This window comes from Mesorhizobium sp. L-2-11, from assembly GCF_016756595.1.
Lineage (GTDB): Bacteria > Pseudomonadota > Alphaproteobacteria > Rhizobiales > Rhizobiaceae > Mesorhizobium.
Genome location: NZ_AP023257.1, coordinates 533514 through 550195, shown reverse-complemented (window position 1 = coordinate 550195; position 16682 = coordinate 533514). Strand labels below are relative to the sequence as shown.

The window sequence follows — 16682 nt, the reverse complement described above, 5'->3', positions numbered from 1 at the left end:
GCAGTTGTCTACCGGATATCGTTCATCCTGCGGCTCTTCGACACGATCGTTTGAGCACCATTGGGGCGGCGGACGCGATAGGCTACACTTGTTGGGAGAGGCCGTTTCACATGAAGCTCGACATCCGCACCGATTTCACCAAATTCCCGCGTGCCGTCTCGGTGCTCACCGCCGGCGAAGCCGGAACTGTCACCCCGTATGATCGTGCCGTTTTGGCCCATGACGAGCGGCATTTGCGTCGCCGCGCCATCGAAACGGTCCGTAGCGATAGAGTGCTGGTCGACCTGCCCGAACCGGTGGCCCTGAACCACGGCGACCGGCTGGTGCTGGAGGATGGCCGCCACATCGAGATCGTCGCGGCCGAAGAACCGCTCTACGACATCCGTGCCGAGAGCGCCGTGCACCTGGCCGAGCTTGCCTGGCATATCGGCAACCGCCACCTGGCTGCTGCCATCGAGGCTGACCGCATCCTCATCCTGCGCGATCATGTCATCAAGGCGATGCTGGAAGGGTTGGGCGCCACGGTGAGCGACGTCTCCGAACCGTTCAAGCCGCTGCGCGGCGCCTATTCCGGGCACAGTCACGCTCATGCCCATGCCGAGGCGCATGCGCACAGCGAGCCGCATTCCCATACCCATAGCGAATCGCATACCCACAGCCATGCGCACGACCATGACCATTCGCACGATCATGACTGACCAGCCTTCCAACGTCGCTTTGTTGCGGCTGATGGCGTGGCTGTCGCCCGCCTTCCCGGTCGGCGGTTTTTCCTACAGCCATGGCCTCGAACAAGCCGTGCATGCCGGGCTGGTTGCCGACAGCAAAGACCTCGCCGCATGGCTGGAGACGCTGGTCGAGATCGGCTCGGGCTGGAACGATGCCGTGCTGTTTGCCGAAAGCTGGCGGCGTGCGAGGCAAGCCGGCGATCTCGCCGAAATCGCAGCCCTCGCCGAGGCCCTTGCCGGCTCGCGCGAGCGCCATGCCGAGACCATGCTGCAGGGCGCCGCCTTCCTGAAGGCGGCATCGGCCTGGCCGTGTCAGGTGCTGGACCGTCTGCCGGCCGAGTGCGCCTATTGCGTCGCAGTCGGCGCAACTGCCGGCGGCAACGGCATTGCCCTGCAGGACGCGCTGTCGGCCTTCTTGCAGGCCTTCTTCTCCAACCTCGTACAGGCCGCGATCCGGCTCGGCGTCGTCGGCCAGACCGGCGCCACCGCGCTGCTCGCCGGCTTCGAACCGCTGGCGCTTGGCGTCGCCGCTCGTGCTGCCGGCTCGACGCTGGATGATCTCGGCGGCTGCGCGTTCGTCTCGGATGTCATGGCGATGAAGCACGAGACGCAATATTCCAGGCTGTTCCGCTCATGATCGTCCTCGCCTTAGCGCTCTCGCTGGTCCTGCTGCTGATCACCGCGCTGCATGTCTATTGGGGCATTGGCGGCATCTGGCCGGGCAGGGACGCTGCCTCCTGCGCCCGCGCGGTGGTTGGCTTCCGCGGCGTCGACGAAATGCCGGCGCCTTTCGCCAGCTTCGCCGTTGCCGCCTGCCTCGGCCTGGCGACGCTGTGGCCAATGGCGCTGGAAGGCGTGTTTGCCACGCCCTTTCCCAAGGCCGGGCTCGCCGCGACAGCGCTGCTCATCGCGCTGGTCTTCCTGGGGCGCGGCATTGCCGGCTTCACGCCGTGGTGGCGCCGTCTGGCGCCCGAACAGCCTTTCGCGCGGCTTGATGTCAGCTATTATTCGCCGCTCTGCCTCGTTGTCGGGCTCGGCTTTGCAGTACTGGCCATTACGGAGTTCCCTCGATGACACAAGCCAATGGTCCTCTTCGCGTCGGCATCGGCGGCCCCGTCGGCTCCGGCAAGACGACGCTCACTGAAAAGCTCTGCAAGGCGCTGCGCGACGAGTTCTCCATCGCCGTCGTCACCAACGACATCTATACCAGGGAAGACGCCATGATGCTGGCCCGGCTTCAGGCGCTGCCCGAGGATCGCATCATCGGCGTCGAGACCGGCGGCTGCCCGCACACCGCCATCCGCGAAGACGCCTCGATCAATCTGCAGGCGATCGCCGAGATGACCAGGAAATTTCCCGATCTCGACATCGTCTTCATCGAATCCGGCGGCGACAATCTTGCCGCCACGTTTTCCCCAGACCTTGCCGATCTGACGCTCTATGTCATCTCGGTCTGCCAGGGCGAGGAAATCCCGCGCAAGGGCGGACCGGCGATCACGCGGTCCGACTTCCTGGTCATCAACAAGAGCGATCTCGCTCCCTATGTGAACGTCAATCTCTACGTCATGGAGAGCGATGCCGCCCGCATGCGCGGCAAGCGGCCGTTCGGCTTCACCGATCTGTCGCGCGGCAAGGGTCTGCAGGAGGTGATCGATTTCATCGTCGAGAATGGCGGGTTGCGCATCGACGCCGCCAGAAGCACTGCGGCGTAGGCAAAGCGCTCGCCTGCACCAAACGAAACCGGTTGCGCGCATCTGCTGCGCGCGGCATGCTCGCTTCTTTCACGGAGGTTTTCGATGAGCATCGCCCGGCTGCAGAAGGAAATGCTGACCAACCTGCCCTTCTACGAGGAGCGCGTCGATCTGGCTTGCGCCTTCCGCTGGACGGCGCGGCTCAACATGCACGAGGCGGTCGCCAATCATTTCTCGCTCGCCGTCAACGATGACGGCTCGCAATTCCTGATGAATCCCAACCAGGTGCATTTCTCGCGCATCAAGGCGAGCGACCTGCTGCTGATCGACGCCAACGACCCCGATACGCTGTCCGGCCCGAATGCACCCGACCCGACGGCATGGGGCCTGCATGGCGCCATCCATCGCAATGTGCGTCATGCGCGCTGCGTCATGCATGTGCACTCGACCCACGCCACGGTGCTCGCTTCGCTCGCCGATTCGACGCTGCCGCCGGTCGACCAGAACTCGGCGATCTTCTTCAACCGACACGTCGTCGACGGCCAGTACGGCGGGCTCGCCTTCGAGGAGGAGGGCGAACGCTGCTCCAAGCTGCTCACCGATCCGAAGGTCAAGGTGATGGTCATGGGCAACCATGGCGTGCTGGTCATCGGCGATAGCGTCGCCGACACCTTCAACCGTATGTTCTATTTCGAACGCGCCGCCGAGACCTACATCAAGGCGCTGTGGACCGGCCGTCCGCTGCGGGTCCTGTCGGACGAGATCGCCGAGAAGGCAGCAGCGGAGCAGGAAGATTATCCCGGCCAGGCCGAACGGCACCTGTCCGAACTGAAGGCGATCCTCGACAAGCAGGAGCCGGTTTACCGGAACTGATGCCTAAAGCCCCAGCTCAGCCCGCAATTCGTCGGCGCTGTTGACGACGGTCGCGCCGGGCGGCCCTGCCATTGGCGCCTCCGGCCAGAAGATCGTCCTCAATCCCGCCGCCAATCCTGCCGTGGCGCCGGTCACGCTGTCCTCGACGGCCACGGCATCGGCTGGATCGACACCGGCCAGCCATGCGGCGCGCAAAAAAGGTTCGGCGTGCGGCTTGCCTTCGCGCACGTCGTTGCGGCTGACCGTCTTCATGCCGGGATAGAAAAGACCGACCATGCGCAGATTGGCGTCGACGACCAGCCGGTCGGAATTTGACACCACCGCTTGCGCCACGCCAAGCGCGCGCAGTTCGTTGTAGATCTCGATGGCGCCGGGGCGCGGCTTCAGCGTCTCGGTCATCGGCAGATAGTGGTCGTATTTGCGCACGATCCAGTCGTCGAACGGCAGGTCGAGGCCGAACTCGTCGCGCAGCATCTCGTAGACCGGCCAGGCGGCGATGCCGAGCACCCGCTCATGCAGGTTGGTTGGCGCCGCGATGCCGACGCTGTGCAGCGCCGCTATCAGCGCCGCCTCGTGCAACGGTTCGCTGTCGACCAGCGTGCCGTCCATGTCCCAGAAAACCGCTTTCGGCATCATGCAAGGCTCCTTTGCCCGAATCCCTTAAAGGGTTTGCCTCGGGAGATAAACCGCCGCGCCTGCCTGCATTGCGGCATCCACTCGAAACACCACCAAGTCCGCGGCAGCTTACTTAAGCAATTGCTCTGGCGGCAGGCAATTGCGCACAAGCGCATTCCAGCTTAAAAGTACAGCGCTCCCGCTTGGTTCTTGGGGGCAGGGAGGCAGCAAGTTGAATTCCCGGCAGGACAGCGGCAGCAACAGGCTGGACGACGCGGCGCGCGCCGGCTGGCTCTATTATGTCGCCGGCAACACCCAGGACCAGATCGCCTCGACGCTCGGCATCTCGCGGCAGACGGCGCAGCGGCTGGTGTCGCTGGCGGTGTCGGAAGGGCTGATCAAGGTGCGGGTCGACCACCCAATCGCCAATTGCCTCGACCTCGCGGCCCGGCTGAAATCGCGCTTCGCCCTCGATCTGGTCGAGGTGGTGCCGAGCGATCCCGCTTCCTCCTCGACCATCGGCGTCGCCGTGGCGGCGGCCGCCGAGATCGAGCGGCGGCTGCGCTCGCCGACGCCGATGGTCATGGCGATCGGCACCGGCCGCACGCTGAAGGCGGCGATCGAGCAGCTGCCGCCGATGGAATGCCCGCAGCACAAGGTGGTGTCGCTGACCGGCAACATCTCGCCCGACGGCTCGGCCGCCTTCTACAACGTCATCTTCACCATGGCCGACAGGGTCAAGGCACGCTCGTTTCCGATGCCGCTGCCGGTCATCGCCTCCTCGCCGCAGGAGCGCGAGATGCTGCTCAGCCAGCCGATGATCCAGCCGACGCTGGCGCTTGCCGCGGAGGCCGACGTCACCTTCGTCGGCATCGGCGATCTCGGCCCCAAGGCGCCGCTCTACGAGGACGGCTTCATTTCGGAGAGCGAGTTGAAAGCGCTGCAAAAGGCCGGCGGCGTCGCCGAGATCGTCGGCTGGGTGTTCGATCGCGAAGGCCGGATGATCGAGGGCATCACCAATGACAGGGTGTCTTCGGCACCGTTGCCGTCGCGTGAAAAGTCGCTGGTGATCGCACTCGCCATGGGCGAGCGAAAACTGCCGGGCATCCTTGCGGCTGTCAATCGGCGGCTGGTCAACGGCCTCATCACCGACGAGCGCACCGCTGCCGCCTTGCTGGCGGCCAGCTGATCAGCCCGGCAAGGCTATTCGCGCCAGCATAAGGATCGCTATCCGCCGGGCGCGCGACATGCCGAAGATCCGCGCTTTTCGCAAATGGCTCCTGGCTGAAATTGCCGGCCAATAGTTGATAATCCATCCGATCAGGCGGGGCGCCGATATCCGGCATTTTCGCGCGCCCAAATCCTCCGGAGCAAGATCCGCGCGGCTGACGTGCTGCACTGCAGCAACGAATCCGGCTTGACATAAATCACGCAAGGTGAGTAATTGCTCACAGCCAAAGCAAATGCTCAGCTTGGTCTATGGGAGGAATTTGATGAAACTTCGCACGCTCACCTTGGGTCTGTTGTCGGCCAGCACCCTCGCGTTCGCCGCGCATGCCGAATCCATCACCATCGCCACCGTCAACAATGGCGATATGGTCCGCATGCAGACGCTGACCGACGATTTCACCGCAAAAAATCCCGATATCCAGCTGCAGTGGGTCACGCTCGAGGAGAACGTGCTGCGCGAGCGCGTCACCACCGACATCGCAACCAAGGGCGGCCAGTACGACGTGATGACCATCGGCACTTACGAGGTTCCGATCTGGGCCAAGCAGAGCTGGCTGCTGCCGCTCGACAAGCTCGGCGACGACTATGACGTCAAGGACATCATCCCGGCCATCGCCAACGGCCTGACGGTCGACGGCAAGCTTTATGCAGCACCGTTCTATGGCGAAAGCTCGTTCGTCATGTACCGCAAGGACCTGATGGAGAAGGCCGGGCTGACCATGCCCGACGCGCCGACCTGGGACTTCGTCAAGCAGGCCGCCGAGAAGATGACCGATCGCGCCAATGGCGTGAACGGCGTCTGCCTGCGCGGCAAGGCCGGCTGGGGCGAGAACATGGCCTTCCTGACCGCCATGTCGAACTCTTTCGGCGCACGCTGGTTCGATGAGAACTGGAAGCCGCAGTTCGACCAGCCCGAGTGGAAGAACACGCTGCAGTTCTATGTCGACCTGATGAAGGCCAATGGCCCGGAGGGCGCATCTTCGAACGGCTTCAACGAAAACCTGGCGCTGTTCCAGCAGGGCAAGTGCGGCATGTGGATCGACGCCACCGTCGCTGCCTCCTTCGTCTCAGACCCGAAGAGCTCCACGGTCGCCGACAAGGTCGGCTATGCGCTGGCGCCCGACAATGGCCTGGGCAAGCGCGGCAACTGGCTGTGGGCCTGGTCGCTGGCCATTCCCGCCGGCACGCAAAAGGCCGACGCCGCTCAGAAGTTCGTAGCCTGGGCAACCAGCAAGGACTATCTCGAGCTCGTCGCATCGAAGGAAGGCTGGGCCAATGTTCCGCCGGGAACGCGCACCTCGCTCTACGCCAACCCCGAATACCAGAAGGCGGCCCCGTTCGCCAAGATGACGCTGGACTCGATCAACGCGGCCGATCCGACGCATCCGACCGTCAAGCCGGTGCCCTATGTCGGCGTTCAGTTCGTCGCCATTCCTGAGTTCCAGGGCCTTGGCACCACCGTCGGCCAGCTGTTCTCGGCGGCACTCGCCGGCCAGACCAGCGTCGACGACGCTCTGAAGCAGGCCCAGGACGCTGCCACCGCAACGATGACCGAAGGCGGTTATATCCAGTAGGCTCCTCCCGGTGCCGAATGCCGGTTGCCGATCATGGCCGGCAACAGGGGCCGCCCGAATCCCAGTTCGGGCGGCCACCTTCACAAAACTGAAAAATCTGGCTGACCGTTGAAGGGTGACCGTCATGGCTACTCAACAGACCCGTTCGCTTGCCCGCTTCATGATGGCGCCATCCGTGGTGCTGCTGTTCGTCTGGATGATCGTTCCGCTGGCATTCACCCTGTGGTTCTCGTTCCAGCAGTACAATCCGCTCAACCCGATCCGCGACGGCTTTGTCGGCTTCTCGAACTACGCCCTATTCTATTCCAACCCGGCATTCCTGCAGTCGATCCTCAACACGCTTATCCTGGTTGGCAGCGTACTTCTGATTACGGTGATCGGCGGTATCCTGCTGGCGCTGCTGATCGATCAGCCGATGTGGGGACAGGGCATCGTCCGCATCCTCGTCATCTCGCCGTTCTTCGTCATGCCACCGGTCGCCGCGCTGGTCTGGAAGAACATGATCATGCATCCGCAATACGGCGTCTTTGCCGACATTGCGCGCTTCTTCGGCGGACAGCCGATCGACTGGTTTGGCCAATATCCGATGCTGGCGATCATCATCATCGTCGCCTGGCAATGGCTGCCGTTTGCGACGCTGATCCTGTTGACGTCCCTGCAATCGCTCGACGGCGAGCAGAAGGAAGCCGCCGAGATGGACGGCGCCGGTTTCGTCAGCCGCTTCATCCATCTGACGCTGCCGCATATGTCGCGTGCCATCACCGTGGTCCTCCTGATCCAGACGATCTTCCTTCTGTCGGTCTATGCCGAGATCCTCGTCACCACCAATGGCGGCCCGGGCTACGCCTCCACCAACCTGCCCTTCCTTGTCTACCAAAAGGCATTGCTGGAGTTCAAAATCGGCCAGGCATCCGCCGGCGGCATCATCGCCGTCATATTAGCCAACATCGTCGCCTTCTTCGCCATGCGCGCGGTCGGCAGGAACCTCGACAAATAAGGGAGGAAACGATGGCACGTGCGCTGAACCACTCCGTCCCGCTGCGCGGGACACCTCTCCCCATGCCCAGGGGAGAGGAAACGCCTGCGTCCAAGCCGCGCCTTTCCTCTACCCCGTCGATCGGGGGAGAGGCGGTTTGCGCAGCAAACCGGACTGGGGGTCGACCCTGCCGCCAACATCGCCGATACGGGAGGACCTGACCATGGCACGTGCAGTCACCACCCAGCACAAGACGATAGCGACCGCGGCCGCCTGGATCGTCGCCCTGCTGATCTTCTTTCCGATCCTTTATACGATCATCACCTCGTTCAAGTCGGAGCAGGAGGCCATCCAGGGCTTCAACCTGTTTCCGTCGGGAACCACGGAAAGCTACACCGCGGTCGAGGCGCAGAGCGGCTACTTCAAGTTCTTCCTCAACTCGGTGTTCCTGTCGGTCGGCTCGACCATCCTGGCCTTGCTCGTCGCCATACCGGCGGCCTGGTCGATGGCGTTCTCGCCGGGCAAGTGGACCAAGGACATCCTGATGTGGATGCTTTCGACCAAGATGATGCCGGCGGTCGCCGTGCTGTTCCCGATCTACCTGATCTTCCGCGATACCGGATTGCTCGACAGCCGCATCGGCCTGACGATCATGCTGATGCTGATCAACCTGCCGATCGTGGTGTGGATGCTCTACACCTATTTTCGCGAGATCCCCGGGGAGATCCTGGAAGCGGCGCGCATGGATGGGGCATCGCTGTGGAACGAGATCGTCTATGTGCTGACGCCGATGGCGGTGCCGGGCATCGCCTCGACAATGCTGCTCAACATCATCCTGGCATGGAACGAGGCGTTCTGGACGATCCGGCTGACCACCACCGAGGCCGCGCCGCTCACCGCCTTCATCAGTTCCTTTTCCAGCCCGCAAGGGTTGTTCTGGGCCAAGCTGTCGGCGGCCTCGACACTGGCTATCGCGCCGATCCTGATCATGGGCTGGTTCAGCCAGAAGCAGCTGGTGCGCGGCCTGACTTTTGGCGCCGTGAAGTAACACCGCCGCAAGCGATGAACGACGGACAATAACCCCTCGGGGAGGAAACCATGGGAAACATCACGCTCAAGCACGTCTCCAAGTCGTTCGGGTCGACGGTCATCATTCCGGGCATCGACCTGGTGATCGAGAACGGCGAGTTCGTCGTCTTCGTCGGCCCGTCGGGCTGCGGCAAGTCCACGCTGCTGCGGCTGATCGCCGGACTGGAGGACACCACCGCCGGCACCATCAACATCGACGGCCGCGACGTCACCGGCGAGGCGCCGGCCAAGCGCAAGCTGGCCATGGTGTTCCAGTCCTATGCGCTCTACCCGCATATGACTGTGGCCAAGAACATCGCCTTCCCGCTGAAGATGGCGGGCGAGGACCAGGCGACCATCGATCGGAAGGTCAAGGACGCGGCGCGCATCCTGAACCTCACCAACTATCTCGATCGCCGTCCCGGCCAGCTCTCCGGCGGTCAGCGCCAGCGCGTCGCCATTGGCCGCGCCATCGTGCGCCAGCCATCGGCTTTCCTGTTCGACGAACCCTTGTCCAACCTCGATGCAGCACTGCGCGGCACCATGCGGCTGGAGATCAGCGAGCTGCATCATCAGCTCAAGACGACGATGATCTACGTCACCCACGACCAGGTCGAGGCGATGACCATGGCCGACAAGATCGTCGTGCTCAACGCCGGCAACATCGAGCAGGTCGGCTCGCCGATGGAGCTCTACAAGACGCCGAAGAACCTGTTCGTAGCCGGCTTCATCGGTTCGCCCAGGATGAACCTGATCGAAGGCGCGCCGGCGGCCAAACATGGGGCCAAGACCGTCGGCATCCGTCCCGAACATATGAACATCTCGAAGACTTCAGGCGAATGGAAAGCCACAGTCGGCGTCGCCGAGCATCTCGGCTCCGACACGTTCCTGCACGTTCAAGCCGACGGTGTCGGGCCGTTGACGGTGCGCGCCGACGGCGAACTGGCTGCCCATCACGGCGACACGATCTATCTGACGCCGGACCAGACCAAGCTGCACCGCTTCGGCGCCGACGGAAAGGCGATGATGCAATGAGGCTCGAGGGTAAATCGGCGCTGATCACCGGATCGGCGCGCGGCATCGGCAGGGCGTTCGCCGAAGCCTATGTCCGCGAGGGCGCCACGGTCGCCATCGGCGACATCAATCTCGAAGCCGCCGAAAAGACAGCTTCGGAGATCGGCGGCAACGCTTATGCCGTGAAACTGGACGTCACCGATCTCGCTTCGATCGAGGCGGCGGTCAAAGCGGTCGAGACAAGGGCCGGCGGACTGGACATTCTGATCAACAACGCCGCTTTGTTCGACCTGGCGCCGATCGTCGAGATATCGAAGGCGAGCTACGACAGGCTGTTCTCCGTCAACGTCGCCGGCACGCTGTTCATGCTGCAGGCAGCCGCCCGCTCGATGATCGCGGCTGGCCGAGGCGGCAAGATCATCAACATGGCGAGCCAGGCCGGCCGCCGCGGCGAGGCGCTGGTCGCCGTCTATTGCGCCAGCAAAGCAGCCGTTATCTCGCTCACCCAGTCGGCCGGGCTCGACCTGATCAAGCACCGCATCAACGTCAACGCCATCGCGCCCGGCGTCGTCGACGGCGAGCACTGGGACCATGTCGATGCCCTGTTCGCCAAATACGAAAACCGGCCGAAGGGCGAGAAGAAGAGGCTGGTCGGCGAGGCCGTGCCCTATGGCCGCATGGGCACGGCGCAAGACCTCACCGGCATGGCGGTGTTTCTGGCCAGCGATGACGCCGAATACATCGTCGCCCAGACCTACAATGTCGATGGCGGCCAGTGGATGAGTTGAGGGGGCGAAGGCGCTCTTCTCCCGTCTCCTCCGCGGGGGGAAGAGCCGTCCCGCCAAAGGATAAATCGAGATGACCGTGAAACTCTCTTCTTCCACCCTCGCCAAGCTTCCGCCTGAGGTCGCCGGCCCGAAATACGATCGCGCCGCGCTCAGGGCCGGCATCGTCCATTTCGGCGTCGGCAATTTCCACCGCTCGCACCAGGCCGTCTATCTCGACGACCTGTTCAATGCGGGCGTCGGCCACGACTGGGCACTGGTCGGCGCCGGCGTCTTCGACGGCGAGAAGGTCGGCCGCGGCAAGTTGCAGGAGCAGGACTGGCTGACCACCGTGGTCGAGCAGGATTCTGGCCACATGAGCGCCCGCGTCACCGGCGCCATGATCGACTTTCTGATGCCGGGCGACGCAGCCGCGATCATAGAACGGCTTGCCGATCCGGCGATAAGGATCGTTTCGCTGACCATCACCGAGGGCGGCTACTTCATCGACCCGGCATCTGGCGTGTTCAACCCGACCCATCCCGACATCGTCGCCGATGCGCAGCCGGGAGCAACACCGAAGACCGTCTTCGGCATCATTCTTGCCGGGCTGATGCGCCGCCGCGACGAAGGCGTTGTGCCGTTCACGATCATGTCCTGCGACAACATCCCCCACAACGGCCATGTCACCGCCGATGGCGTCATCGGCCTCGCGCGGCTGATCGATGAAAAACTGGCGAACTGGGTGAGCGCGAACGTCGCCTTTCCCAACGGCATGGTCGACCGCATCACGCCGGCCACCACCGACCGCGAGCGCGAAATCCTGTCGAGCGAGTTCGGCCTCGACGACAACTGGCCGGTGTTCTGCGAGCCGTTCAAGCAGTGGGTGCTTGAGGATCGTTTCACCGACGGCCGCCCGCCGCTGGAAAAGGTCGGCGTGCAGTTCGTCAGCGATGTCGCGCCCTATGAGCTGATGAAGATCCGCATCCTCAATGGCGGCCATGCGACCATCGCCTATCCGGCCGGGCTGATGGATATCCATTTCGTCCACGAGGCGATGCAGGAGCCGCTGGTGCGCGGTTTTCTCGACAGGCTGGAGCACGACGAGATCATCCCGACGGTGCCGCCGGTGCCGGACACCGTGCTGGAGGATTATTATCAGCTCATCGAGCACCGCTTCTCCAATCCGAAGATCGGCGACACCATCCGCAGGCTTTGCCTCGACGGCTCCAACCGGCAGCCGAAATTCATCATCCCGACCATCGCCGACCGGCTGAGGGCCGGCAAGAGCGTCGCCGGCCTGGCGCTAGAATCGGCGCTCTGGTGCCGTTATTGCTTCGGCACGACCGATAGCGGCGCCGTCATCGAACCCAACGATCCAAGCTGGGACCGGCTGCAGACGACCGCCAGGGCGGCGAAGGATGCGCCTGCCGCCTGGCTGGCCATGGAGGACATCTATGGCGAGGTCGGCCGCTCGGCGCCGTTCGTCGAAGGCTTTTCCAAGGCGCTCGAGGCGCTCTGGGCCGATGGCGCACGTACGACGCTGACGCGCTACCTCGCCGGCAATCTCTAAGATCGGCTCAATGCATGTCTCTGCCGATGAGGGCCCTGCAATGACGCCTGACCTGGTCATTTTCGACTGCGACGGCGTGCTGGTCGACAGCGAGGGGCTGTCCGTTTCGGCGCTGCTTGGCATGATCACGCTTGCCGGCGGCAGCGTCAGCGAAGACGCCGCCTATGAGCATTTCCTCGGCAAGAGCATGAAAAGTGTCCGCGAAATCCTCGGCAGCGACTTCGGGCTAGAAATCAGCGACCAGCAGCTGAGCGAGATGCGCGTCGAGCTGATGCGCAAATTTCGTGACGAGCTGAAACCGATACCTGGCATCGGGCAGGTCCTGCCGAGGCTTACCGTGCCATGCTGCGTTGCTTCCTCCGGCACACTGGATCGCATCCGCTATGCGCTCGACGTCACCGGGCTGCTCGGGCTGCTCGAGCCGCATCTATTCAGCGCCGCCATGGTGGCGCGGGGCAAGCCGGCGCCGGATCTTTTTCTCCATGCCGCCGCCAGAATGGGAGCGATCCCGCAAAATTGTCTGGTCGTCGAGGACAGCCCCGTTGGCGTCGCCGCGGCACGAGCGGCGGGAATGCGCGTCCTCGCCTTCACCGGCGGCTCGCATGCCGGTAATCCGGCACTGAAAGCGCGGCTTGCGTTGAGTGAGCCGGACTTTATATTCGCTGACATGCTGCAATTGCCCGATCTGATTGCAGGCCTGGGAGCGAGAGCAAGAATACCTTGACGAACAGTTTCGTTTGCGCGGTCGATGTCGGCACCGGGAGCGCCCGTGCGGGCATTCTCGACACCAGAGGCACCTTGCTCGGCCGCGCCGAGCATCTGATCGTCATGAACCGGCCGAAGGCCGATCACGCAGAGCACGATTCGCAGGATATCTGGTGGGCAGTCTGCATTGCGGTGCGCGCCGCCCGCGAAAAAGCCGGCGTGGCAGCGCAGGACATCGTCGGCGTCTCCTTCGACGCCACCTGCTCGCTGGTAGTGCGGGGCAAGGATGGTGGCCAGCTCAGCGTCTCGGTATCAGGTGAAAGGCGCTGGGATACCATCGTCTGGCTCGATCACCGCGCCATTGCCGAGGCCGATGAATGCACCGAAAGCCGCCATGCCGTGCTCGACTATATCGGCGGCGTCATGTCGCCGGAAATGGAGACGCCGAAGCTGATGTGGCTGAAGCGCAACCTGCCCGGAACATGGAACGAAGCCGGCTATCTATTCGACCTCACCGACTTTCTGACATGGAAGGCGACCGGTTCGCTCGCCCGCTCGCAATGTACGCTGACCGCCAAATGGACCTATCTGGCGCATGAAGAGGCCGGCTGGCGGCACGACTTCTTCCAAGCCGTTGGGCTCGGTGATCTTTTCGAGCATGGCAATCTGCCTGACAAGGCCAGCCCGGTCGGCGCCGATATCGGCCGGCTGAGCGCGGAAGCTGCGGCTGAACTTGGCCTGACCGAAAAATGCCGGGTCGGCGCCGGCGTCATCGACGCCTATGCCGGCGCCCTCGGCGTGCTCGGCGGCTTCGCCGGCGATGAAACCAACATCGGCCGGCATCTGGCGCTGATCGCCGGAACTTCGAGCTGCGTCATGGCGATGTCGCCCGACCCGCAACCCTTTGCCGGCGTCTGGGGCCCGTATTATGGCGCGGCGCTTCCCGGCCTGTGGCTGTCGGAAGGCGGCCAATCGGCCACCGGCGCGCTGCTCGATCACGTCATCCGCTGGCATGGCGCCGGCGGCGAGCCGGATACCGCCATGCACGCCAGGATCGCCCGGCGCGTTGCCGAATTGCGCGCCGTCGAGGGCGAGAATCTTGCGGCAAGGCTGCATGTGCTGCCGGATTTCCACGGCAACCGCTCGCCGCTCGCCGATCCGCATGCGGTCGGCGTCATCAGCGGGCTGACGCTGGATTCCTCCTTCGACAGCCTGTGCAAGCTCTATTGGCGCACCGCCGTCAGCATCGCGCTTGGCGTGCGCCACGTGCTGGAAGCCCTGAACGAGAACGGCTATCTGATCGACACGCTGCATGTCACTGGCGGCCACACCAAGAACCCGCTGCTGATGGAGCTCTATGCCGACGCCACCGGCTGTACGGTGGTCGAGCCGCTGGCCGACGAGGCGGTGCTGCTCGGCACCGGCATGATCGCCGCGACCGCCGCCGGGCTTTTTCCCGATTTGAACGCCGCCTGCGTCGCCATGCAGCAAGGCGGCAGGACGCGAGAGCCCAATTCGGCGGCCGCCGGCCGGTTCGACCGCGACTACCGGGTGTTTTTGGAGATGCACCGGCAGAGGCAGGCGCTGGACGAAATCCGGTAGGCGCGGCGCGAACAACCCTGCAATGCGTCTGCTATCTCTGGTTCCACCGCCGGATAACTGGCTCGCCAAGGTCATGATCATAGCCGAGTACGCTGGTGCTGGCGGTATCCAGCACGAACAGGGCGCCATCCTGCGGCGGCAGGCCGAGCCAGCGCGCCGCCAGCACCCGCAGGAAATGCGAGCTTGAAAACACCAGGACATTGCCGTTGACGTCGCGCAATTCGTCGACGATCCGATCCGCCCTCGCACCGACATCCTCTGCCGCCTCGCCGTCAGGGCAGCCGTCGCGAAACAGACGCCAGCCGGGGCGCTCGATGCGGATCTGCTTGGTGGTCAGCCCCTCGTAGGCGCCGTAATCCCATTCCGCCAGATCGGCCTTCTTGACGCCGGCCGAACCGAAGCCGGCTAGCCTACAGGTCTTGAAGGCGCGCTGCGACGGGCTCGACCAGACAGCTTTGAACGAGAGGTCCTGCAACCGCTCGGCGACCCGCCCGGCAGCCGCCTCGCCGGCCGGCGTCAACGGTATGTCGGTCCGCCCGGTATGCTTCCCGGAGGCGCTCCATTCCGTCTCGCCATGCCGAACCAGGTAGATTTCAGGAAACGCGCTCATCCCCATGCCTTTCGATGGACTTCAAAATGACGCCCGCTCGTGTGATCGGGCAACGACGCGATCATAGCGGCTTCTGCGCTCTCTGGCTCAACTCTTCCCCGGAGCCAGCCTCTTGCCATAGCTGCCCATTTCATGGACAAGCTGGGCGGTAAATGCGGAATCCGGGCCGATCACGGCCATTTTCCGCGCTGAGACGCGGCTTCCGGCCCTTTCTGCCGATGCGCCGCAATCGGATAGGCGAAAAAATGTCTGCGATCGAAGCTGGCGCGCGCGCGCCGGAAAATCTTTGGCGTCAGGAAATCAGGGCGACGCTGGCGCTCGCCTGGCCGATGGTGCTGACCAATCTTGGCCAGACGGCGATGACCGCCACCGACGTCATGATGATGGGGCGGCTGGGTCCGGACACGCTGGCCAGCGGCGCGCTCGGCGCCAACCTCTATTTCATGCCGCTGATCTTCGGGCTGGGCCTGATGCTGGCGACCTCGCCGATGATCGCCACGGAACTCGGCCGCCGTCGCCATTCGGTGCGCGATCTGCGCCGCACCGTGCGGCAGGGGCTGTGGCTGGCGATCCTCATCTCAATCCCGATCTGGATATTTCTCTGGTACGGCGAGGCCGTGTTGCTGGCCATGGGCCAGGAACCGGCGCTGGCGCATCAGGCCGGCATCTACCTGCGCTGGCTCGAATGGGCGGTGCTGCCCTTCTACGGCTATATCGTCCTGCGCTCGTTCATCTCGGCGCTGGAGCGGCCGGGTTGGGCGCTGGTCATCGTCTTCGTTGCCGTCGCCTGCAATGTCTTCTTCAACTGGGTGTTCATGTTCGGCAATCTCGGCGCTCCTTCGATGGGCATCGCCGGCTCCGGCCTCGCCACCACGCTGTCCAGCATGCTGATGTTCGCCGGCATGGCGGCGGTGGTGATGCTTGAGCCGAAGTTTCGCCGCTATCAGCTGTTCGGGCGCTTCTGGCGGGCCGACTGGCCGCGCTTCAAGGGCCTGCTGCGGCTCGGCCTGCCGATCGCCGGCCTGCTCGCCTTCGAGGTGACGATCTTCAACGCGGCGGCCCTTCTCATGGGCCTGATCGACGCCGCCTCGCTCGCCGCGCATGCCATCGCCATCCAGATCGCTTCGATCAGCTTCATGGTGCCGCTTGGCCTCAACCAGGCGGCGACGGTGCGCGTCGGGCTCGCCCATGGCGCCGGCAATCCGGAAGGGGTTTCCCGCGCCGGCTGGACCGCTTTTGTCATCGGCGTCTCGTTCATGGCGCTGATGGGCCTGGTGATGATCCTGTGGCCGCAACTGCTGATCAGCGCCTTCATCGATCTCGGCGACCCGGCCAATGCCACTGTGATCGGGCTTGCCGTGTCGTTCCTGGCCTTTGCCGCGCTGTTCCAGATTTTCGATGGCGCGCAGGCCGTGGCCGCCGGTATGCTGCGCGGCCTGCACGACACCCAGGTGCCGATGATCTATGCGGCGATCGGCTATTGGGGCATCGGCTTGCCGCTCGGCGTGCTGCTCGCCTTCCATTCCGGGCTCGACGGCATCGGCATCTGGATCGGCCTGTCGTTGGGGCTGGCGGTGGTGGCGGCGCTGCTCCTGGCGCGCTGGCTGCGGCGGGATCGTATCGCTCCGCCGCTCACCTTCGGGCATTGATAAAAGCGGCTTC

General features: G+C 64.1%; 17 protein-coding genes. 15 read left to right on the top strand and 2 right to left on the bottom strand.

Translation table 11 applies throughout. The annotated features are described in order from the left end of the window. The first annotated feature begins 110 nt into the window (after positions 1 to 110). The 5 genes from ureE (at position 111) to JG739_RS02560 (ending at position 3289) form a co-directional block, all read left to right on the top strand. The gene (ureE, locus tag JG739_RS02580; RefSeq protein ID WP_202365116.1) at positions 111 to 698 is read left to right on the top strand and encodes an urease accessory protein UreE; all 588 of its coding nucleotides are present in this window, start codon (positions 111 to 113) and stop codon (positions 696 to 698) included. After that, on the top strand, positions 673 to 1362 hold the full coding sequence (locus tag JG739_RS02575; protein ID WP_202365115.1) for an urease accessory protein UreF: 690 nt from the start codon (positions 673 to 675) through the stop codon (positions 1360 to 1362). Before ureE ends, JG739_RS02575 begins: the two co-directional genes overlap by 26 nt. Beyond that, positions 1359 to 1799 carry a DUF3995 domain-containing protein gene (locus JG739_RS02570; protein WP_202365114.1) on the top strand — a complete coding sequence of 147 codons (441 nt, stop codon included), beginning with the start codon at positions 1359 to 1361 and terminating at the stop codon, positions 1797 to 1799. The genes JG739_RS02575 and JG739_RS02570 overlap by 4 nt, the downstream gene beginning before the upstream one ends. Beyond that, positions 1796 to 2437, top strand: a complete 642-nt coding sequence (gene ureG, locus JG739_RS02565) for an urease accessory protein UreG (RefSeq protein ID WP_202365113.1) — start codon at positions 1796 to 1798, stop codon at positions 2435 to 2437. Before JG739_RS02570 ends, ureG begins: the two co-directional genes overlap by 4 nt. An 84-nt stretch (positions 2438 to 2521) precedes the next feature. After that, a complete protein-coding gene (locus JG739_RS02560) occupies positions 2522 to 3289 on the top strand; it encodes a class II aldolase and adducin N-terminal domain-containing protein (RefSeq protein WP_202365112.1) in 768 nt (255 codons plus the stop codon). A gap of 3 nt (positions 3290 to 3292) precedes the next feature. Here JG739_RS02560 and JG739_RS02555 read toward each other — a convergent pair whose 3' ends face one another. Next, positions 3293 to 3925 (bottom strand): HAD family hydrolase, encoded by a 633-nt coding sequence (locus JG739_RS02555; RefSeq protein WP_202365111.1) that lies wholly within the window; start codon positions 3923 to 3925, stop codon positions 3293 to 3295. Positions 3926 to 4136: 211 nt separating this feature from the next. On the opposite strand from JG739_RS02555, the gene JG739_RS02550 reads away from it, so the two are divergent. The 9 genes from JG739_RS02550 to JG739_RS02510 all read left to right on the top strand — a co-directional run bounded on the left by JG739_RS02550 (position 4137) and on the right by JG739_RS02510 (position 14410). Continuing rightward, positions 4137 to 5093: a sugar-binding transcriptional regulator gene (locus tag JG739_RS02550; protein WP_202365110.1), complete on the top strand. Its 957-nt coding sequence runs from the start codon at positions 4137 to 4139 to the stop codon at positions 5091 to 5093. A 304-nt stretch (positions 5094 to 5397) separates the two neighbouring features. Then, positions 5398 to 6708: an ABC transporter substrate-binding protein gene (locus JG739_RS02545; protein ID WP_202365109.1), complete on the top strand. Its 1311-nt coding sequence runs from the start codon at positions 5398 to 5400 to the stop codon at positions 6706 to 6708. Positions 6709 to 6832: 124 nt separating this feature from the next. After that, on the top strand, positions 6833 to 7705 hold the full coding sequence (locus JG739_RS02540; RefSeq protein WP_202365108.1) for a carbohydrate ABC transporter permease: 873 nt from the start codon (positions 6833 to 6835) through the stop codon (positions 7703 to 7705). Between the two features lie 202 nt (positions 7706 to 7907). Next, a complete protein-coding gene (locus JG739_RS02535; RefSeq protein ID WP_202365107.1) occupies positions 7908 to 8732 on the top strand; it encodes a carbohydrate ABC transporter permease in 825 nt (274 codons plus the stop codon). A gap of 50 nt (positions 8733 to 8782) precedes the next feature. Continuing rightward, positions 8783 to 9787 carry an ABC transporter ATP-binding protein gene (locus JG739_RS02530; RefSeq protein WP_202365106.1) on the top strand — a complete coding sequence of 335 codons (1005 nt, stop codon included), beginning with the start codon at positions 8783 to 8785 and terminating at the stop codon, positions 9785 to 9787. Next, positions 9784 to 10554 (top strand): L-iditol 2-dehydrogenase, encoded by a 771-nt coding sequence (locus tag JG739_RS02525; RefSeq protein WP_202365105.1) that lies wholly within the window; start codon positions 9784 to 9786, stop codon positions 10552 to 10554. Before JG739_RS02530 ends, JG739_RS02525 begins: the two co-directional genes overlap by 4 nt. A 70-nt stretch (positions 10555 to 10624) precedes the next feature. After that, positions 10625 to 12103: a mannitol dehydrogenase family protein gene (locus tag JG739_RS02520; RefSeq protein ID WP_202365104.1), complete on the top strand. Its 1479-nt coding sequence runs from the start codon at positions 10625 to 10627 to the stop codon at positions 12101 to 12103. Between the two features lie 40 nt (positions 12104 to 12143). Beyond that, positions 12144 to 12827: an HAD-IA family hydrolase gene (locus tag JG739_RS02515; protein WP_202365103.1), complete on the top strand. Its 684-nt coding sequence runs from the start codon at positions 12144 to 12146 to the stop codon at positions 12825 to 12827. Then, positions 12824 to 14410, top strand: coding sequence for an FGGY-family carbohydrate kinase (locus tag JG739_RS02510; protein ID WP_202365102.1), 1587 nt, complete (start codon positions 12824 to 12826; stop codon positions 14408 to 14410). Before JG739_RS02515 ends, JG739_RS02510 begins: the two co-directional genes overlap by 4 nt. A gap of 31 nt (positions 14411 to 14441) precedes the next feature. Here the strand turns inward: JG739_RS02510 and JG739_RS02505 are convergent, their stop codons facing one another. After that, the gene (locus tag JG739_RS02505) at positions 14442 to 15020 is read right to left on the bottom strand and encodes a histidine phosphatase family protein (protein ID WP_202365101.1); all 579 of its coding nucleotides are present in this window, start codon (positions 15018 to 15020) and stop codon (positions 14442 to 14444) included. Positions 15021 to 15265: 245 nt separating this feature from the next. On the opposite strand from JG739_RS02505, the gene JG739_RS02500 reads away from it, so the two are divergent. Beyond that, positions 15266 to 16669: an MATE family efflux transporter gene (locus JG739_RS02500; RefSeq protein ID WP_202365100.1), complete on the top strand. Its 1404-nt coding sequence runs from the start codon at positions 15266 to 15268 to the stop codon at positions 16667 to 16669. Positions 16670 to 16682 lie beyond the last annotated feature (13 nt).